Below are 19,042 nucleotides of genomic sequence, written 5' to 3'. Positions count from 1 at the left end.
CAATACAGTGACTTTCTTCTAAGCTTGTAAGCGATATCACAAAAAGGAGACGGACAACCATGAAACAAACCGTGGCTGCATATATAGCGAAAACGCTCGAACAGGCTGGCGTAAAACGTATCTGGGGCGTGACCGGCGATTCCCTGAACGGGCTCAGCGACAGCCTGAACAAGATGAAAACCATCGAATGGATGCCGACCCGTCATGAGGAGGTCGCTGCCTTCGCGGCCGGTGCCGAAGCGCAGCTCACAGGAGAACTGGCCGTGTGTGCAGGCTCGTGCGGGCCTGGCAACCTGCATCTGATCAACGGCCTGTTCGACTGTCACCGTAACCACGTGCCGGTGCTGGCGATTGCCGCCCATATCCCCTCTTCCGAAATCGGCAGCGGCTATTTTCAGGAGACGCATCCGCAGGAGCTGTTCCGTGAATGCAGCCACTACTGTGAGCTGGTTTCATCCCCGGAGCAGATCCCGCAGGTGCTGGCGATCGCCATGCGCAAAGCCGTACTAAACCGTGGCGTTTCCGTGGTCGTTATCCCGGGAGATGTGGCGCTCAAGGCTGCGCCCGAAGGGGCCAGCACCCACTGGTATCACGCCCCGCAGCCGGTGGTAACGCCAGCCGAAGAGGAGCTGAAAAAGCTGGCGCAGCTGTTGCGCTACTCCAGCAATATCGCCCTGATGTGCGGCAGCGGCTGTGCGGGCGCGCATAAAGAGCTGCTGGAATTTGCCGGAAAGCTGAAAGCGCCGATCGTCCACGCCCTGCGCGGCAAAGAGCACGTCGAATACGATAACCCGTACGATGTGGGCATGACCGGGCTAATCGGTTTTTCTTCCGGCTTCCACACCATGATGAACGCCGACACGCTGATCCTGCTCGGCACCCAGTTCCCGTACCGCGCGTTCTACCCGACGGATGCCAAAATCATTCAGATTGATATCAACCCGGCCAGCATCGGCGCGCACAGCAAGGTCGATATGGCGCTGGTGGGCGACATCAAATCCACCCTTGCCGCCCTGCTGCCGCTGCTGGAAGAGAAAACCGACCGCAAGTTCCTCGATAAAGCGTTGAGCGACTATCGCGACGCGCGCAAGGGGCTCGACGACCTCGCCAAACCGAGCGACAAAGCCATTCACCCGCAGTATCTGGCGCAGCAGATCAGCCATTTTGCGGACGACGATGCCATCTTCACCTGCGACGTGGGCACGCCAACCGTCTGGGCGGCACGCTACCTGAAAATGAACGGCAAACGCCGCCTGCTCGGCTCGTTCAACCACGGTTCGATGGCCAACGCCATGCCGCAGGCGCTGGGCGCAAAAGCGACGGCGCCGGAGCGTCAGGTGGTGGCGATGTGCGGCGACGGCGGGTTCAGCATGCTGATGGGCGATTTCCTGTCGGTGGTGCAGATGAAGCTTCCGCTGAAAATCGTGGTCTTTAACAACAGCGTGCTGGGCTTCGTGGCGATGGAGATGAAAGCCGGAGGCTATCTCACGGATGGCACCGAGCTGCACGACACCAACTTTGCCCGCATCGCCGAAGCGTGTGGCATCACCGGCATCCGCGTGGAGAAAGCTTCAGAGGTGGATGAAGCCCTGCAGCGCGCCTTCTCCATCGACGGTCCGGTACTGGTTGACGTCGTCGTCGCCAAAGAAGAGCTGGCGATCCCGCCGCAGATCAAACTGGAACAGGCCAAAGGTTTTAGCCTCTACATGCTGCGCGCCATCATCAGCGGGCGCGGTGACGAAGTGATCGAACTGGCAAAAACCAACTGGCTCAGGTAAAACATCTGGCATCGCCTTTTTAACTATAGGGAAATGCCATGATTGATTTACGCAGTGATACCGTTACCCGCCCGAGCCGCGCCATGCTCGAAGAGATGATGGCTGCCCCGGTCGGGGACGACGTCTACGGCGATGACCCGACGATCAACGAACTGCAGCGCTATGCGGCAGAGCTGAGCGGCAAGGAGGCCGCGCTGTTCCTGCCGACCGGCACGCAGGCTAACCTGGTGGCACTGCTCAGCCACTGCGAGCGCGGCGAAGAGTATATCGTCGGCCAGGGTGCGCATAACTACCTGTACGAAGCTGGCGGCGCGGCGGTGCTCGGTAGCATCCAGCCGCAGCCGATTGACGCCGCGCCGGACGGCTCCCTGCCGCTGGATAAAGTCGCGGCAAAAATCAAAGCTGACGATATTCACTTCGCCCGCACCAGGCTGCTCAGCCTCGAAAACACCCACAACGGTAAAGTGCTGCCGCGCGAATACCTGAAAGCGGCGTGGGAATTCACTCGCGAGCGCAGGCTCGGCCTGCACGTCGATGGCGCACGTATTTTCAATGCCGTGGTGGAGTACGGCTGCGAGCTGAAAGAGATAACGCAATATTGCGACTCGTTCACCATTTGCCTCTCAAAAGGGCTGGGTACGCCGGTGGGTTCGCTGCTGGTCGGCAGCGCAGACTACATCAAGCGCGCCAACCGCTGGCGTAAAATGACCGGCGGCGGCATGCGTCAGGCGGGCATTCTGGCGGCTGCCGGACTGTACGCATTAAAAAATAACGTGGCGCGCCTCAAGGACGATCATGACAACGCCGCGTGGATGGCAACGCAGCTGCGCGAGATCGGCGCGGACGTGATGCGTCACGACACCAACATGCTTTTTGTGCGCGTGGGCGACGAGCACGCCGCTGCGCTGGGTGAATTTATGAAAGCGCGTGGCGTGCTGATCAACGCCTCCCCGGTCGTGCGCCTGGTGATGCATCTCGACGTGAGCCGCGAACAGCTGGCAGACGTGGTGAAACACTGGCAGGCGTTTTTACAGCGTTAAGGAGCATCACGTGCCGCAACGTATTCTGGTGCTTGGCGCCAGCGGATATATCGGTCAGCACCTCACTACTGCATTAAGCCAGCAGGGGCATCAGGTGCGGGCAGCGGCACGCAATACCGAGCGCCTGCAAAAGCTTGGTTTGCCTGGCGTGACCTGTCACAACGTCGATCTCAACTGGCCGAAGGAACTCCCCGCGCTGCTGGAAGGGGTCGACACGCTTTACTACCTGGTCCACAGCATGGGCGAAGGCGGGGATTTTATCGCCCACGAGCGTCAGGTGGCGATGAACGTCCGCGATGCCCTGCTGCAAACGCCGGTGAAGCAGGTGATTTTTTTAAGCTCGCTCCAGGCACCCGAACACGAGCAGTCCGACCATCTGCGCGCCCGCCAGCTGACGGCAGACACGCTGCGCGGGGCGAATATTCCCGTCACCGAACTGCGCGCCGGGATCATCGTCGGCGCGGGTTCCGCCGCCTTCGAAGTAATGCGCGATATGGTCTACAACCTGCCGGTGCTGACCCCGCCGCGCTGGGTGCGCTCGCGCACCACGCCGATTGCGCTGGAGAATTTGCTCCACTATCTGGTGGCCCTGCTGGATCACCCGGCAGAGCAACACCGCGTGCTGGAGGCGGCAGGCCCGGAAGTGCTGAGCTATCAGGAGCAGTTCGAACATTTCATGCGCGTCAGCGGACGCCGCCGCTGGCTGATCCCCATTCCCTTCCCGACCCGCTGGATATCGGTGTGGTTTTTGAATGTGATCACCTCGGTTCCCCCGACGACTGCCAAAGCACTGATCCAGGGGCTAAAGCACGATTTGCTGGCGGACGATCGCGCGCTGCGCGCATTGATCCCCCAGGCGTTGATCCGCTTTGACGACGCGGTGCGCCATACGCTGAAAGAAGAAGAGAAGCTGGTGAACTCCAGCGACTGGGGCTACGACGCGCAGGCCTTTGCCCGCTGGCGCCCCGAGTACGGCTATTACCCGAAGCAGGCGGGCTGCACGGTAAAAACCTCTGCCAGCCTTCACGCGCTGTGGGAGGTGGTGAACCAGATCGGCGGCAAAGAGCGCTATTTCTTCGGCAATATCCTCTGGCAGACGCGCGGTGCGATGGATCTGCTGGTGGGCCACCGGCTGGCGAAAGGCCGCCCCGCGCATCCGTATCTTGCGCCAGGCGATGCGGTCGACAGCTGGAAGGTGATCGTCGTCGAGCCGGAAAAACAGCTGGCGCTACTGTTCGGCATGAAGGCGCCGGGGCTGGGGCGGCTCTGCTTTACGCTCAAGGACAAAGGCGACCATCGGGAACTGGACGTTCGCGCCTGGTGGCACCCACACGGGATGCCGGGTCTGTTCTACTGGCTGTTTATGATCCCCGCCCATCTGTTTATCTTCCGGGGTATGGCAAAACGCATTGCGCAACTGGCAGAACAAAAGACGAAAATAAGTTAATAAAACCCTCTTTCTTTCACCTTTCCCATTGCAACACATCGTAATTCACGAAAGAATGCGCACGAAATTCTTTTCAACACAGTGGATTGATATGAAGGTACTGGTTACCGGGGCGACCAGCGGCTTAGGCCGAAATGCGGTCGAATTTCTGCGCAACAAGGGCATCAGCGTCAGGGCCACCGGTCGCAACGAAGCGATGGGGAAACTGCTGCAAAAAATGGGCGCGGAGTTCGTCCATGCCGACCTGACGGAGCTGGTCTCCTCGCAGGCGAAGGTGATGCTCGCCGGTATCGACACGCTGTGGCACTGCTCCAGTTTTACCTCCCCGTGGGGAACCCAGGAAGCCTTCGATCTCGCCAACGTGCGCGCCACGCGTCGTCTGGGCGAATGGGCCGTCGCCTGGGGCGTGCGTAACTTTATCCATATCTCCTCCCCGTCGCTCTATTTTGATTATCACCACCATCGCGACGTGCAGGAAGATTTCCGCCCTGCTCGCTTTGCCTGCGAGTTTGCCCGCAGCAAGGCGGCCAGCGAAGAGGTAATCGACCTGCTGGCGCAGTCAAACCCGCATACCCGTTTTACCGTCCTGCGCCCGCAGAGCCTCTTCGGACCGCACGACAAAGTGTTTATTCCGCGTCTGGCGCAGATGATGCACCACTACGGCAGCGTGCTGCTGCCGCGCGGCGGCGATGCGCTGGTGGACATGACCTATTACGAAAATGCCGTCCACGCCATGTGGCTGGCAAGCCAGCCGGACTGCGATAAGCTTATCTCCGGTCGCGCCTATAACATCACCAACGGTGAACCGTGCACGTTGCGCAGCATTGTGCAGCGGCTGATTGATGAACTGCAGATCGACTGCCGTATCCGTTCCGTGCCCTACCCGATGCTGGACATGATCGCCCGCAGCATGGAGCGTTTTGGCAGTAAATCCGCCAAAGAGCCCGCGCTGACGCACTACGGCGTATCGAAGCTTAACTTTGATTTTACGCTGGATATCACGCGCGCGGAGACTGAGCTGGGGTATAAGCCGATTGTGACGCTGGATGAAGGCATTGTGCGCACGGCAGCGTGGTTACGGGATCACGGGAAGTTGCACCGCTAGCCTTTTTGCCCGGTGGCGGCTTCGCCTTACCGGGCCTACATCCCCTTGCCCCTCCGGGGAGAGGGGAAAGTGCAAATACTAAAACGGCAACCTTTCGGTTGCCGTTTGCTTTTACAGAGCCGTCCAGGCATCAGCCCATGCCAGACCTGCGCCTGGTTCATAGTATGCCGGGGAGTTGTTACACCAGCCGCTGTACGGGAACGGTTTGCACTGGAACAGTTTACCGTGGTTGTTCACGATATCACCTGCGTTGTACTTGCTGTTCGCGCTCCACGCCTGGTAAGCACCTTCGTCACCTGATGGCGTTGCCGCTTTCGCTTTCACGTTCAGCAGGTAAGTGGTGGTATTGCTCAGCTCGCCATCGCTGACGGTCAGGCTGATTTCAATCTGCTGCGCCGTTGCGGACTCAGGCGCCTTGAAGGTCACCACCGCTTTATCTTCGCCGGTCACAGTCTGGCCATCCTGAGAATGCCAGGTGTAGGTCAGCTTGTTGCCGTCCGCGTCGGAAGAGCCTTCCGCGCTCAGAGAAACCTGTGCGCCCGCTTCAACGGCACCGATTGGACCCGCAATCTGCGCTACCGGCGCGTGGTTCACCGCAACAGGTTCAGCCGGGGTTTCATCCGGCGTTGGCGCTGGAGCTGGTGCCGGCGTTTCATCTTCTGAAGGCGTTGGTGCTGGCGTTACCGGGGTTTCGTCCGGCGTTACGGCAGAGCCGTCATCGTTCACGATATTGACGTTATAGAACTTCTGCACGCACTTGGTATAGTCGCCGTCTTTGAACGCACTGAACGGCGTCTGGTAGCCCACCAGTTGGCACGAGTAGGTCTTACCGTCTGGCGTATCCGCGCTCCATCCCCAGTCCTGCTCCCAGTAGATCTTCAGGGCGCCGGCACCGTATTCGTCGAACTGCTTCATGTTGGCGCAGCCCAGCACTTCATTGGCCGGAACAGGCACTTTCAGGTAGTTCGCGAACTCTTTGTAGTACTTGATACGGTTCTGAGACTGAGCAATTTCAGTCGGGCCGCCGCACTCTACGCCGCCGTTGATGATCTGGGTGGTCACACCGAAGCCAGGGACCAGACCGTTGGCTTTATCATGATCGTTCGGCTGCCACGTGCCGTCGATAACCTGCAGCATGCTTGGTTTTGGCGGCTGCGGGTAGGCGAAGAAGAAGATCGCGCTCGCCAGGTTCAGCCAGGTATCCGCCACCAGCTCAGGTTTATCCAGCAGGGTACGCACGTCGCCGTACATTGCTTCGGAGAACGGACCGTAGTTGTAGTTGTAGGACAGCTGCTTCGCGCCGCGACCGAAGTAGCTCAGGAAGTCACCGTCTTTATCCTTACCGCACGGCCAGGTCTGGCCCTGCCATACTTTCGGGTCACATTCGCCGTTATAGCCGCCCTTCTGCCCTTCGCTCCAGCCCATTTCACGCACGTGGACCAGCGCCTGACGCCACTCGGCTTCCGGACGCCAGCTTTCGTGACCGCCGGTTTCCTGGGCAAAGTGGGCAAACATGGTGGCCAGCTCTTTGCGGCAGATCGCATCGCTGTCGCGACCGTCGTTATAGGTCTTACACAGCGCCGGGAATTTACCTACGGCTTTCAGGAAGTTGCTGTAGGTATAGGCCTGAGCGCGCAGCGGGAAGAGATAATCCCAGTCGCTGGCCTTCACGATCCCTTCCACGCGCTTAACGTTGTCCGGGTTCGCCGCACGGCCTGGCTCAATCATTTCGACCTGCGCGTTATCAAGGGTCTGAATCGTCTCTTTAACGGAGGTCATCAGCGGGAAGTTAGTGAGCTCCTGCTCTTTCTTCGCCAGATCGCTGGCTTTCATGGTGTACGGCTCGCCGGTGGTCGCCTGCAAAGAGGCAGCCTGCGCCATAAAAGGTGCAACGCAAGCACCAGCAACAAGTACACTCAGTAACGTCCTTTTGTTCATTTCAATATTCCTGTTTCGTTAAGATTAAAAAAAGAATCCCGGTTTATGTATTAATCCATTAATAAATAAACCACAGACAGCTGTTTTCACTTTTCGAAGAACACCAAAAGGAATTCTTCAAAAATAAAAAACGTTAATAACGCGCTGCTAATTTCAACTCTTGATATTTTTTCCAGACTTTGTGGGCATACATCATACGCTGCGGATAATTCTCTTTTTTCAACCCGGCGTTATAGGCACCCACCGCTTCCCAGTTATAGCCATAGACCTTAATCATGTTTGAGAGAATTGACGCTCCCACCATAATTGAGGTACAGGGTTCGGCCATCAACTGATATTCATCAATGCCTTTGCTCTCAAGCTCCGTAAAGTGCGAGCTGTTTATTTGCATTAATCCCACATCGCGAGTGCCATCGTGGTTTTGCCCAACCGCATACGGATTCATCCCGGATTCAACGTTAGCAATGGCATACAGCAAATAAGGATCGACATGATAATAATGCGCAGCTCTGTCCCAACAATTTGCCAGTGCGCTTTGGCTTATTATCAATAACAACAATATTAACTTTTTCATTTTTACCTGCTGACATTTTCGGTTATTTCTCCTGGCCAACATCCTGTAAAATGAAGTTTGAATTGCTCCCCCCAATAAGGGGGGAGCATTTATTGGGCTAGATTATTTGCAGTCTGTTGCTGCGCCTTCTTTTACCCATACATCGCTGTTAGCCGGGTTATCACCACGAGTCCACCATTTGGCACGGTAAACGCTGCCCTGGTAAGTGGTGGTATCGCCGCCGTTGTAGACCAGGTCAGAACGCCAGTTCATCTTCACGTTGCTCACCAGTTCCCATGCATCCACACCGAAGCCAGGCTGGTTGCCCTGCGTCCAGTACTTCGCTTTCCACACCAGATGGTCGAAGCTTACGGTATCGCCATTGTTGTAGATTTTGCTGGCATCCCACGCAGCATATTTGCTGGCGTTAGCATCGACAGGCGCGTCGCAGCTACCGGTTGCAGAACCTTCGTCAGATGGCGGAGTCACATCATCAGCCGGAGGGGTCACATCGTCAGTTGGTGGGGTCACATCGTCAGCCGGAGGGGTCACCTCATCAGCCGGTGGCGTTACGTCAGCCGGTTTTGGATTCACAGTTACCTGCACGTTAGACTGCACGCTGGTTTTACCATCCGTCACAACAACGCTCAGCGTGTAAGAAGAGGTATTGTTCACCTCTGGCGCAGTGATGCGAACGTTAGCAGTATCAGTACCCGTTGCGTTCATATCAGCCGGTACGCTCCAGCTGTAGGTCAGCGCATCGCCATCAGGATCGGAGGCTTGTGCATGCAGAGAAATCGCTTCACCGGATTCAACGGTAACGGATTCCATAGCATTGATCACCGGAGCCTGGTTGGCCTTAGGCGCTTTGTTCACTACCTGTACGTCGATAGCGTTGCTCAACCCTTTCGCGTCGGTCACGGTCAGGCGGAACACCAGGTTCTGATCGCTGGTCACGGCCGGTACGCTGAAGCTGGCTTTCGCTTTGGTGCTGTTCGCCAGGGTCACGGTGGCGCCGGAAACCTGCGTCCATTTATAGGTCAGCGCATCGCCGTCCTGGTCGCTGGAGGCTGAGCCGTCGAGCGTGACAGTCGCCGGGCCCGTTACCGTCATGTCGGTTGCAGAAGCGACAGGCGCATGGTTGGTTACAACCGGCTCAACAGGCGTAGAGCTGCCGCCCAGCAGGCTTTCGTTCATGGCATTCAGGATATCGCCGTTATCGGATTCGATAGACCATGCGAACAAACCACCCAGGTTTTTGCTCAGCACGTATTTGCCTTTCGCATTGACGGAACGGGCGTTATCGTATGTCACCAGCTCACCGGTGGATTTGTTGAACACGTACGGCGCTTCTGCTGCTTCGTCGTATTTGTATTCCCAGCCTGGTTTGCCCAGCATCTGGTTTACAATCTGACGGTAGTCAACAATACCGTTTTCCCATGTCCCTTTGATTGGACCCGTCGCGGTACCGGTGAATGGATTGTCACCCGTGTAACCGTGAACGCCGGTCCAGCCGCGGCCATACATGCCCGCACCGACGACGATCTTGCCAGGCTGAACGCCCTGCGCCAGCATCTCTTTCACTGCGTTATCGGTGGTGTAGTTGGTATCTGGTTTCCAGGACGCACCGTACAGCGCGGTCTGGTGACCCAAATCGGTATTACTCCACGCACCGTAGAAGTCGTAGCTCATCAGGAAGATATGGTCGATGTACTGCTGCGCGGTGTTGTAGTCCACGTCTTCGATCTTATCTTTACCTGCACCGATTGCCGTGGTCAGCTCGTAGGTACGACCAGTTTCCGCAGACAGCTCGTTCAGCATCTGACGCAGGTCATGCATCAGCGCGGTGTAAGTCGCTTTGTCGGTCTGCGGGTTACCCAGCTTGGCGTTCTCACCGCCGCCGCCCGGGAATTCCCAGTCGATATCCACACCGTCGAACACTTTCCAGGTGGTCAGGAAGTCTTTAACGGACGCAACGAAGCGGTCGCGCAGCACTTTGTTATCCATCTGATAGAACGGGTCAGACAGAGTCCAGCCGCCTACGGATGGCAGGATTTTCAGATCAGGATGGGCTTTTTTCATCGCCATCAGCTGGCCGTAGTTGCCTTTGTACGGGTCGTCCCAGTTGCTTACGCCCTGCTGAGGTTTTTGCAGCGCAGCCCACGGGTCGTGGATCGCCACGGTGTAGTCCTGGCGGCCCTGACAGGCGCGTTTCAGAGACTCCAGCGCGCCGGAGGATTTGGCGCTGTCGTTAATGCCGTCGCCGCCACAGATTGGAATGAAGCCGTACAGCAGGTGGTTAATGTTCGCGACAGGAATTTTGTCTGCCGAGAAGTTACGGTCGTACACGCCCCACTCAGGGAAGTAAGCGCCAACCACTTTATCGGTGTGCTGCGCGAACGCTTTGTTGTTTTCCAGCAGCGGGGTGTTCAGAGGAAGCAGGTGGCTACCGTCGGTGTCCGCCACGATGATCAGCTTGCTGGCGCTCTTGGTGCAGCCGCTGTCGTTACACAGCTCAACCTGCTCCTGATAGCGTCCGCCTTTCTTCACTTTAAAGGTCGCAGAGCCTGCGGCACTACCCGCACCGGTCCAGACGGTCTTGCCGTCCAGCAAAACTTTTGCAGACGTTGGGGCATCGCCGCTCCAGACGTTCCACTCCACCTTCACGTCAACGCCATCTTTATGCACTTTGATGAGGTTGTTGTAGTCCTGTGCCGCCTGATCCACCTCTACCAGCGCAAACTTATCATTGCCTGATGTAATTGACGGTGTACCCGGCGCCGCTGCAAATACTGAGCTTGTTGCGGCTGCAACAAAAAGCGCCAGATATTTAGGCTTCATAAATTTCATTTTTTATTTCCTGATAAATTTATTCGTAACGTAATAATCCATGTCTTCCTTGAGAGCATGGAGTCTATTTGCGTAATGCGTATTTAACCAACCTGAAAACCGTGACAAAAAACGTCTTGCTGCGTTGTATTCCTCCATAAAAAGATACAAGCCCAAATTCCGTGTAGCTTATATCTTTTACGATACACTGAGCGCAAAGAGACATCCTTCTCTTCCACCGTCAAAAAAACTTATAAAAAAACTTGACCTGTATATTTAAAATATGAAAGCAAACTGCTGTCCAATAAACACGACTATTCCAGCAAATGACAGATAGGGTCCGAAAGAAATAGTGAGGTTATTTTTATTTAAATTATTTAACGCGAAATAGCCCGCGATACCGCTCAACGCTGCGGCAAGTTCAATTGAAGGCAGCGCCTGCCAGCCGCACCAGGCACCTAAGGCCGCCAGCAGCTTAAAATCGCCGTAGCCCAGTCCTTCCCGCCCGGTCAGCAGGCGAAAGGCCCAGTAAAGCAGCCAGAGCGACAGATAGCCCGCTACCGCACCGAACAGCGCGTCCTGCAACGGCAACCTGTGGTCAAATGCATGGAGTAAGAGACCTGCCCACAACAGCGGCTGGGTCAGGCAGTCCGGGAGAAGCTGATGCTGCCAGTCGATCATCGCCAGAGGCAGTAAAAACAGCGCGAGTAACCACAGCGAAAACACCCCCTGAACGTCCGGCATGCACCAGGCCGTAACGCCAAAAAACAGCGCCGAGAAAAATTCGATCAAAAATAACCGCAGCGGGATGGTCGTGCCGCACTGGTGGCAGCGTCCCCGTAATAACAGCCAGCTGACCAGGGGGATATTTTCCCATGCAGCAAGCGTGTGCTGGCACACCGGACAGTGCGAGGCAGGAAAGAGCAGATTGCCGCTTCCCTCTTCATCCATCACGATCCCCGGCAGGCGCTCGGCAACAACGCCAAGAAAACTACCCATAATCCCGCCCAGGATCGCACTCATTATCGGAAAACTAACCGGGCAGGCCTCCCGGATCAGCGAGAAGGTATTCATGCGTTTTTTGCCCAGGTGAGCTGCACCTGCGCTTTTACATCGCTGAGATGGTCAACCGGCGTGAGGTTTATTTTTTGCAATCTGACGCCGGAGGTTTGATTAATTTCGCGCAGCCAGTTTTTTAATTCATAAACATTTACCCTATTAACCACGAACGATAAAGTTTGTCCCTCCTGGCGCACGTCCGTCAGCGACAGGTTAATTTCATTGGCGCTTTTCTCTACCACCGTGCGTGGATTATCCGTTTTGACTAACTGAACCTGAAGATGATTTTTATCAATTTCATTGCGCATCCAGTTAAGCGTCTCTTTTTGTCTTTTAAGCGTCGATTTACTATTTTGAATCATATTATCCAAAGGGATGACTCCTGCGTAATACACCGCAGCCCCAAGCAGGGCAACGATGCAGAGTTTTAAAATAACTTTCTCCCGGGCGCTGTAGTTCTGGTAGCGTGATTTCAGCTGCGCGATTCGCTCTTTCATTTATGTTTCCCTGCGATCATGGCGGTATAGGGTTCGGTGGTTGAAACAGGCTGTAAGGTAAAATCGAAATTCTCACGGGTCTGGTTAACAAACGCCTGCAACGCGGGCTGGTTTTGCGCGCTGACGCTCAGCGTCAGCGTGTTTTGCTGCGCATCGTATTCCAGCAAATCGATTTCCATCGCAGGCACTGACTGCCGGGCGGCCGCCAGCTCGTCCAACTGAAGGAAGATCCCCTTACTCTGTTTTTTGACGTTCTGACCAAAGTGATATTTGATATTGGTCTGGTGACGCATGCTGGGGAAATGGTGCTTATACACCTGGAGGATCTCCTCCTGTATCTGGTTTTCCTGCTGCACCAGCATCCAGGCCATCGCAATGCGCGGCCCCAGCAGCAGGCCAACGGACAGCAGGCCCGCAATCGCCACTGCGGCTTTCATGCTTTTCGCGACGCGCCCGTTACCGGCCTTAAGGCTGAATTCACCGTGAAGCAGATTCACGCGACAGGCCTGCCACTGCGGCTGGATCAGCACCAACGGATGCTGCCAGGGCTGGGCAATGTCGACGTCCACACCAGCAGGCGCTTCGCCGTAACAGCACACCTCCCCCTCTCCGGCCTTCTGCATCAGAAGCGGCAGCAGGCTCGCTTCCATTTCGCTGGCAACATGCGGTGATAAACGTAGCCAGTAGCCGTCGTCCTGAGCGACAAGAGTACTTCCGCCAGCCGTCACGGGCAGCAGCCAGGCATCCGGCAGCACCTGGATCACTTTTAACCCCGCCTCCTGACAGCGGCTTAACCACCCGCGCAGCAGATCGGCGTCTATCGCCACCGCATCAACCTCAGCGCCTTTTTTGTTCAGCACCGTCCAGTGGAGATTATCCACCTCGCCAATCAGCGTCTCTTCCGCCATCTAGGAGAATGCCGTCGCCTGAGAGGCGACTTTCTTCGGCAGCGTAAAATGGCGGAAGATCATGCTGCTGGCGGGCAGCAGCAGACAAACACGGGCCGCCAGTGGGTGATCCGCCAGCGCGTCCAGGCTCTCCAGCGTCTCAACCTGCTGGCTGCCGGAGACACACCCCATTATTTTCCCGCCCTCGCGGTTATCGGGACGAACAAAAAGTACCTGTTTCATAGCGATCTACTTTTCTTATTCAATCATTCGGTAACGACGTTGCCACGTCACGATCTCACCGGCCTCGTTATTGACCTGAAGCTGGCTAACCACGCGAAGCGTTAATTCATCGGTATTGCCGGTATAGTTCACGCGGAAATACCGGCTGCTGATGGAGAGAAGCTCAGCCACCTGCGGGAGATCGTCTTTCAACTGCGGGAAGGTCTGCTCCAGCGCTTTGCTGAAGGTTTCCATATTTTCCCAGCCGGTTTCTGGACGCGAATCAATCAGGCGAACGGCATCATCTTCCGTTAATTTTCCGGGGAACAGCGCGGCCAGTAAGGCGGCCTGTTCCGGTTTCAGGGTGTTCACATCCACCTTGCTGGCAGAGTCCGGCAGCGCGCAGAGCAGCTTGCTCACCTTCGGATATGCCGCTACCGGGAACGCGGGCAGCTGTTTGATCTCCGCAATGGTGCGCATCATCTGGTTCGCGGGCTGTCGGGCGGGCAAGACGCCCGCCCAGGCATCGCTCTCTGCACCGTCTTTGGCCGTCGTCGCGTCGCCATCGAGATAGTCCACCAGCTGTTGATATACCTCTTCTGCCGTAGTGTGGCTGATGCCGCTTTCCGTCAGGATCTGTTCAACAATCTGCTCGTTGCGCGGTTTTTCCGGCACGGCGGGCGCGTTTTGCCCCTGTGGTATTTTCTCTGCGGCCAGCAGGTTATTGACGTTAAAGCAGTCCTGCGCGTCTTCCACCTGGCTGACCACCGTGTAATCTTCGCCCCGCGTCTCCAGCGGCTGGTGCCAGTCGCCGTCAAGGTTCAGAGCCTTGTTTTCACCGGTGGCGTCGGTCTGCAGGCGGTCCTTCACCACCTTCTCCTGCGCCTGCATCGCCCAGCGCAACTGCTGCTGGCTGACCTGATAATGGGTTTTCTGCAGATTGCGACAGAACTGCTGGCTAATTTTGGCGGCCAGTGCCGACATCATGACCAGCAGGATCAGCACCACCAGCAGCGCTACCCCTTTCTGTTTACGTAATGCACTCATGATTTTGCTTCCGGTGCCGGTGCCGCCACCGGCGCAGGCGCGGTCTCTGGCGCAGCGGCGGGCGCTGGCGCCGCCGCTTCAGGCATATCGCCCGGGGTCGTAAAGACCCAGCGCCAGGTATCGCCATTTTCCATGGTCAGCGTCAGCTCCACGCCGTCCGGCAGATGCGCCGGGTCGCTCCAGCTTTTCTGCCAGCCCTGACGATAAAAACGCCACTGCAGCGATTTCACCTCACTGACAATTGGCACTTCATCGGGCTTCGCGTCCACCGGGCCATCAATCACCGGCCAGACGTCGCGATAAAGACGCCCCTCTTCCAGGCGCCAGCGCACACGCTCCAGCTGGATCGTTCCGCTCACGCCATTCAGCGTGGTCAGCTCAAGCGCATCATCCACCTGACGAAACAGATCCGGCTCGTTACGCGGGGCGCGCGCCTGCAGCTGGTAGAAATCGCGCTCCATCAGATTCCAGGCCCGCTGCAACTGATTGAGCTTCGCGGCGCTGGCGTCGGTTGCCGAACTGGTGCGCATTGCGCCGTCCAGAATTTGCCAGGCCAGGGTGCTGATCACCGCGAAAATGGTCAGGGCAATCATGATCTCCAGCAGGGTAAACCCGCGCTGGCGTCGCGTTTTTTTCACTTGCTCTCTCCCGGCGGAACGATTTGCAAAGCGATAACCGGCTGGCTGTCGTCCCCTTCCGCGTAGACGCGAATGGCGTTCGCCCAGCCGTTGTCGGCGGTTTTCACCCGCTGCTTGCGCCAGTTCCAGCTGCGCCCGCCCATGATTTCCGTTCCCTGCGCCTCGGCGTCAGGGAAGTCGGTTTTCGTGAGCTGCGCTTCCGCCAGCTGATTTTCCGCCACCCAGCTGGCCTGCAGCGTGTCGGCCAGGCCGTGAGTGAAACGCACGTTCAGGGAGACGGAATTCATCAGCGCCAGCGCGGCGGTGGAGAAGATCACCAGCGCGACCATCACCTCCAGCAGCGTCATCCCCTTTTGCTTTTTGCCGTTAGCCATCGTTCTCTACCGATACAGGCGCAGCGCCTTGCGACACAACGCGGAAATGGTGCTGTTTGTCATAGCTTTGCAGCGTCAGCGTGAAGCGGCTGATTTCGCCGTCCGGTAAAAAGAGTACCTGCGGGTCGGCGCTTACCGTGGCGGCAAGGCGCTGGGGCGAGAGCGAAACGTGCATCTCTTCCGGGAAATCGCCTTTGGTGGTAATACGCCCGGCGGATAACGGCGCCCAGTGACGTTCGCCGTTTTTATCCTCGAGCGTCACCAGCTGATAATTATCCGTCGTGATGACCAGCCCGACGATATTTCCGTCCATCACCGCACGGTCTGAACCATAATCAACGAGGGCTTTTAATTGCTGGCCAAATATATCCGCACCGCTGCGTGAAGGTATTGTTGACACCACCATCATGGCGCAGCTGGCAAATATCACCAGCGCCAGAATAATTTCCAGCAACGTAAAGCCGCGTTGTTTATTCATTATTTCTCTTTCTTATCCAGAGACCAGTTCGTAATATCATCGGCGGTATTGGCTTCACCGTCCGGACCGGCGGAGAATACGTCGACCGCGCCGTGTTCGCCCGGGCTAACCAGAATATAATCTCCGCCCCACGGGTCCTGCGGCAGGCGACGGATATAGCCATCAGCACGGTAGCCGTTCGGGATTGGCGCGATTTCAGGCTTGGTTACCAGCGCCTGTAAACCCTGCTCGGTTGTCGGGTAGCGGTGATTATCCAGCTTATACATATCCAGCGAACCTTCGAGCGCGACAATATCGCTGGTTGCTTTTTGCGTATCTGCTTTTTCTTTATTGCCCATTAAGTTTGGCACCACCATGCTCGCCAGTACGCCGAGAATAACAATGACCACCATTAATTCGAGCAAGGTGAAACCCGCCTGACGCGCCAGGTTTTTACGTTTTAAAGCCATGATTTAACCTACCATATTATTAAGTTGCAGAAGCGGTTGTAATATTGACAGCACGATGAATAAAACAATCGTCGCCATGGATACCACCAGCGCCGGTTCAAATACCGACAGCGTTAATGTAATTCGATGCTGCAATGCCGATTCCTGGTTTTCCGCCGCGCGGTCCATTAAATTGCCTAATTCCCCGCTCTCTTCGCCGGAGGCAATCATATACAGCATGGTTGGCGGGAATAATTTCGCCTGCTCCAGCGCGGCATAGAGCGATGCCCCCTGGCGCACGGTATCAGCGGCCTGCTCCAGTACCTGCCGGGCATAGAGGTTTTCGATACCGTCCATCGCGATATACATCCCCTCCAGCAGCGGCACGCTGCTGGCCTGAAGAATGCTCAGGGTACGGATGTAGCGGGCGCTGTTGATGGCGCACACCAGCTTTTTGATCGGCGATCCGTTCACCAGCCAGCTGTGCCAGCGAAAACGGTTTTTGGCGTTTCTCAGCCAGGTCTTAAAGCCGACAAACCCGCCGCCGAGGATCCCCACGATGTAGATCCCGTACGCCTGCAGAAAATCACTCACCGCAATCAGCGTGCGGGTGGTGATCGGCAGCTGCTGCTTCATGTGGGTGAACTGCTCGATCACCTGCGGCACCACCGCCACCAGCAGAATGCTGATGACCGCGATGGCGACCACGGTCAGGGTAATCGGGTAGACCATCGCCTGCGTCAGCTTGCTTTTCATCTTCTGGCGCTGCTCGTTGTACTCCGCCAGCTTCTCCAGCACGTCGCCCAGGTGGCCGGTTTTTTCGCCGGCCATCACCAGTGTGCAGTAAAGCTTGTCGAAGGTGCGCGGGAACTGGCTAAACGCGTCGAACAGCGTGTGGCCTTCCACTACTTTCTCGCGGATCTCCACCACCATCGCCGCCAGCTTTTTGTCCTCCGTCTGCTTCGAGATAGCCTTCAGGGCGCTTTCCAGCGGCAGCGCGGCGTTGACCAGCGTCGAAAGCTGGCGGGTAAACATCGACAGCACCGGCGTGGAGAGCTTTGCGCCGGTTTTCGCTTTACCGGACGCCGCCGCCTCGCGGGTTTCGTTGATGCTGACGGGCATCAGCTTTTGCTCGCGAAGCCACTGGCGAACCTGCTTTTGCCCCTCGGCCTGCAGCGTGCCGCGCTGGGTTTTCCCCGCGCCGTCCGTTGCGGTCCAGGCGTAGAAGGCCATTACGCATCCCCCCCACGCTCGGCGGTGACGCGCATCACCTCTTCCAGCGAGGTCACGCCGCTAATCACCTTCAGCAGCCCGTTTTCACGCAGGCTGTAAGCCTGCTTAAAGAGCTGCGTCTCGATGGACATTTCGTCCTTATCTTCATGAATGGCGCGGCGCATGGTGCTGTCCACCACCAGGAACTCATGAATACCGGCCCGGCCCTGATAGCCGCTCTGGCGGCAGTGTTCACAGCCCACCGCGCGGTAGATTGCTTTTGGCGGCGCGTCCATAAAGCTGAACAGCGCTTTTTCATTGGCATCCAGCGGACTGGTGGTCCGGCAGTGCGTACACAGCCGACGCACCAGACGCTGGGCAATGACACCGAGCAACGATGAACCGATTAAAAAGGATTCCAGCCCCATATCCCGCAGGCGGGTTATCGCCCCTGCGGCGCTGTTGGTGTGCAGCGTAGACATGACCAGGTGACCGGTAAGCGACGCCTGCACCGCAATTTGCGCGGTCTCACCGTCACGAATTTCCCCGATCATCACCACGTCCGGGTCCTGACGCAGAATGGCGCGCAGCCCGCGGGCAAAGGTCATGTCCACGCGCGGGTTAACCTGCGTCTGCCCCACCCCTTCCAGCTCGTATTCAATCGGGTCTTCAACGGTCAGAATGTTGCGTTCGTGACCGTTCAGCGCCGAAAGAATGGCGTACAGGGTGGTACTTTTACCGGAGCCTGTCGGCCCGGTGACCAGGATAATGCCGTGCGGGCGGTCAATCAGCCCTTTCAGCTTCTCCAGCTCTTCATCAATCAGGCCCAGCTTGTTGATGTCAGGCTTAAGATTGCTTTTATCGAGCAGACGCATCACCACGCGCTCGCCGTACTGGGACGGAATGGTCGAGACGCGCACGTCGATCGCCTTGCGACCAATGCGCAGGGAGATACGGCCATCCTGCGGCAGGCGCTTCTCGGCGATGTCGAGTTTTGACATGACCTTGATGCGCGATACCAGCAGCGGCGCGAGCTTGCGCGCAGGCTGCAGCACCGGGCGCAGCACGCCGTCAACGCGGAAGCGAATGCTCAGCGTGCGCTCGAAGGTTTCGATATGAATATCCGACGCGCCGTCCTTCACCGCCTCGCCGAGAATGGCGTTGATCAGGCGGATTACCGGCGAGTTTTCGTCGTTATCGAGCAGATCTTCGTTATCCGGGATCTCCTCGGTTAACGCCATCAGGTCGATATCCGCGTCCATATCGTCCACCAGCTGCTGCGAGACGCCGCTGCTCTGCTGCCAGATTTTGGCCAGCATCTCGTCAAACGCTTCCGGCGTGAGGGTGACCGGGACGAACGCGCGTCCCAGCACCCGGCGCACTTCCAGCAGTGCAAATGCCGGGGTGTCATCACGGATATAGACGTCATTGTTATAAAATAAAACGCCGTTATCTTTTGCGTAGCTGCTGCTACACAGTGTTTTACTCAGTTCGTCCACGTTGCCCCTCC

16 protein-coding genes and 1 pseudogene are annotated in these 19,042 nt (G+C 57.1%); 4 read left to right on the top strand and 13 right to left on the bottom strand.

What is annotated here, in order from left to right:
* Window positions 1-59: 59 nt before the first annotated feature.
* From poxB to IM284_RS01345, 4 genes are all read left to right on the top strand, one after another.
* Window positions 60-1,778, top strand: a complete 1,719-nt coding sequence (gene poxB, locus IM284_RS01360; RefSeq protein WP_041910648.1) for a ubiquinone-dependent pyruvate dehydrogenase — start codon at window positions 60-62, stop codon at window positions 1,776-1,778.
* A 38-nt stretch (window positions 1,779-1,816) separates the two neighbouring features.
* A complete protein-coding gene (gene ltaE, locus IM284_RS01355) occupies window positions 1,817-2,818 on the top strand; it encodes a low-specificity L-threonine aldolase (protein ID WP_047368195.1) in 1,002 nt (333 codons plus the stop codon).
* A 10-nt stretch (window positions 2,819-2,828) separates the two neighbouring features.
* A complete protein-coding gene (locus IM284_RS01350; RefSeq protein WP_047368194.1) occupies window positions 2,829-4,265 on the top strand; it encodes an SDR family oxidoreductase in 1,437 nt (478 codons plus the stop codon).
* A 91-nt stretch (window positions 4,266-4,356) separates the two neighbouring features.
* Entirely contained in the window at window positions 4,357-5,370 is a 1,014-nt protein-coding gene (locus IM284_RS01345) for an NAD(P)-dependent oxidoreductase (RefSeq protein WP_028012536.1), read from the top strand.
* A gap of 111 nt (window positions 5,371-5,481) precedes the next feature.
* On the opposite strand, the gene IM284_RS01340 is transcribed toward IM284_RS01345, so the two are convergent.
* The 13 genes and pseudogenes from IM284_RS01340 to gspE all read right to left on the bottom strand — a co-directional run bounded on the left by IM284_RS01340 (window position 5,482) and on the right by gspE (window position 19,031).
* The gene (locus IM284_RS01340; protein WP_047368192.1) at window positions 5,482-7,308 is read right to left on the bottom strand and encodes a chitinase; all 1,827 of its coding nucleotides are present in this window, start codon (window positions 7,306-7,308) and stop codon (window positions 5,482-5,484) included.
* 133 nt (window positions 7,309-7,441) lie between these two features.
* On the bottom strand, window positions 7,442-7,882 hold the full coding sequence (gene iagB / locus IM284_RS01335; RefSeq protein ID WP_045261797.1) for a type III secretion system invasion protein IagB: 441 nt from the start codon (window positions 7,880-7,882) through the stop codon (window positions 7,442-7,444).
* A gap of 102 nt (window positions 7,883-7,984) precedes the next feature.
* Window positions 7,985-10,711 (bottom strand): glycosyl hydrolase family 18 protein, encoded by a 2,727-nt coding sequence (locus IM284_RS01330; RefSeq protein WP_193055699.1) that lies wholly within the window; start codon window positions 10,709-10,711, stop codon window positions 7,985-7,987.
* 255 nt (window positions 10,712-10,966) lie between these two features.
* The gene (locus IM284_RS01325) at window positions 10,967-11,764 is read right to left on the bottom strand and encodes an A24 family peptidase (RefSeq protein WP_047368190.1); all 798 of its coding nucleotides are present in this window, start codon (window positions 11,762-11,764) and stop codon (window positions 10,967-10,969) included.
* Window positions 11,761-12,246: a type II secretion system protein GspM gene (gene gspM / locus IM284_RS01320; protein ID WP_045261799.1), complete on the bottom strand. Its 486-nt coding sequence runs from the start codon at window positions 12,244-12,246 to the stop codon at window positions 11,761-11,763. Before gspM ends, IM284_RS01325 begins: the two co-directional genes overlap by 4 nt.
* A pseudogene (gspL, locus tag IM284_RS01315) lies at window positions 12,243-13,376 on the bottom strand (type II secretion system protein GspL). The gene gspM and the pseudogene gspL overlap by 4 nt, the downstream one beginning before the upstream one ends.
* Window positions 13,377-13,391: 15 nt before the next feature.
* Window positions 13,392-14,402, bottom strand: coding sequence for a type II secretion system minor pseudopilin GspK (gene gspK / locus IM284_RS01310; RefSeq protein ID WP_041910659.1), 1,011 nt, complete (start codon window positions 14,400-14,402; stop codon window positions 13,392-13,394).
* Window positions 14,399-15,040, bottom strand: coding sequence for a type II secretion system minor pseudopilin GspJ (gene gspJ, locus IM284_RS01305; protein WP_047368188.1), 642 nt, complete (start codon window positions 15,038-15,040; stop codon window positions 14,399-14,401). Before gspJ ends, gspK begins: the two co-directional genes overlap by 4 nt.
* Window positions 15,037-15,414 (bottom strand): type II secretion system minor pseudopilin GspI, encoded by a 378-nt coding sequence (gspI, locus tag IM284_RS01300; protein WP_028012527.1) that lies wholly within the window; start codon window positions 15,412-15,414, stop codon window positions 15,037-15,039. Before gspI ends, gspJ begins: the two co-directional genes overlap by 4 nt.
* A complete protein-coding gene (gspH, locus tag IM284_RS01295) occupies window positions 15,407-15,892 on the bottom strand; it encodes a type II secretion system minor pseudopilin GspH (RefSeq protein WP_047368187.1) in 486 nt (161 codons plus the stop codon). Before gspH ends, gspI begins: the two co-directional genes overlap by 8 nt.
* Window positions 15,892-16,341, bottom strand: coding sequence for a type II secretion system major pseudopilin GspG (gene gspG / locus IM284_RS01290; protein WP_028012525.1), 450 nt, complete (start codon window positions 16,339-16,341; stop codon window positions 15,892-15,894). The genes gspH and gspG overlap by 1 nt, the downstream gene beginning before the upstream one ends.
* A 3-nt stretch (window positions 16,342-16,344) precedes the next feature.
* Window positions 16,345-17,553 carry a type II secretion system inner membrane protein GspF gene (gspF, locus tag IM284_RS01285; protein ID WP_045261802.1) on the bottom strand — a complete coding sequence of 403 codons (1,209 nt, stop codon included), beginning with the start codon at window positions 17,551-17,553 and terminating at the stop codon, window positions 16,345-16,347.
* Entirely contained in the window at window positions 17,553-19,031 is a 1,479-nt protein-coding gene (gene gspE / locus IM284_RS01280; RefSeq protein ID WP_006809432.1) for a type II secretion system ATPase GspE, read from the bottom strand. The genes gspF and gspE overlap by 1 nt, the downstream gene beginning before the upstream one ends.
* Between the last annotated feature and the right edge of the window lie 11 nt (window positions 19,032-19,042).

This window comes from Enterobacter cloacae complex sp. P12RS (assembly GCF_014895875.1).
GTDB lineage: Bacteria > Pseudomonadota > Gammaproteobacteria > Enterobacterales > Enterobacteriaceae > Enterobacter > Enterobacter bugandensis.
The sequence above is the reverse complement of the archived record's forward strand: the minus strand, read 5'-3'. Positions and strand labels throughout refer to the sequence as shown.

Bases quoted from the DNA above. Each gene is read 5' to 3' on its own strand.
- gspI (WP_028012527.1), bottom strand. From the start codon at position 15,414: ATGGCTAACGGCAAAAAGCAAAAGGGGATGACGCTGCTGGAGGTGATG.
- ltaE (WP_047368195.1), top strand. From the start codon at position 1,817: ATGATTGATTTACGCAGTGATACCGTTACCCGCCCGAGCCGCGCCATG.
- IM284_RS01345 (WP_028012536.1), top strand. From the start codon at position 4,357: ATGAAGGTACTGGTTACCGGGGCGACCAGCGGCTTAGGCCGAAATGCG.
- IM284_RS01340 (WP_047368192.1), bottom strand. From the start codon at position 7,308: ATGAACAAAAGGACGTTACTGAGTGTACTTGTTGCTGGTGCTTGCGTT.
- gspK (WP_041910659.1), bottom strand. From the start codon at position 14,402: ATGAGTGCATTACGTAAACAGAAAGGGGTAGCGCTGCTGGTGGTGCTG.
- IM284_RS01330 (WP_193055699.1), bottom strand. From the start codon at position 10,711: ATGAAATTTATGAAGCCTAAATATCTGGCGCTTTTTGTTGCAGCCGCA.
- IM284_RS01325 (WP_047368190.1), bottom strand. From the start codon at position 11,764: ATGAATACCTTCTCGCTGATCCGGGAGGCCTGCCCGGTTAGTTTTCCG.
- gspM (WP_045261799.1), bottom strand. From the start codon at position 12,246: ATGAAAGAGCGAATCGCGCAGCTGAAATCACGCTACCAGAACTACAGC.
- gspF (WP_045261802.1), bottom strand. From the start codon at position 17,553: ATGGCCTTCTACGCCTGGACCGCAACGGACGGCGCGGGGAAAACCCAG.
- gspG (WP_028012525.1), bottom strand. From the start codon at position 16,341: ATGGCTTTAAAACGTAAAAACCTGGCGCGTCAGGCGGGTTTCACCTTG.
- iagB (WP_045261797.1), bottom strand. From the start codon at position 7,882: ATGAAAAAGTTAATATTGTTGTTATTGATAATAAGCCAAAGCGCACTG.
- gspH (WP_047368187.1), bottom strand. From the start codon at position 15,892: ATGAATAAACAACGCGGCTTTACGTTGCTGGAAATTATTCTGGCGCTG.
- poxB (WP_041910648.1), top strand. From the start codon at position 60: ATGAAACAAACCGTGGCTGCATATATAGCGAAAACGCTCGAACAGGCT.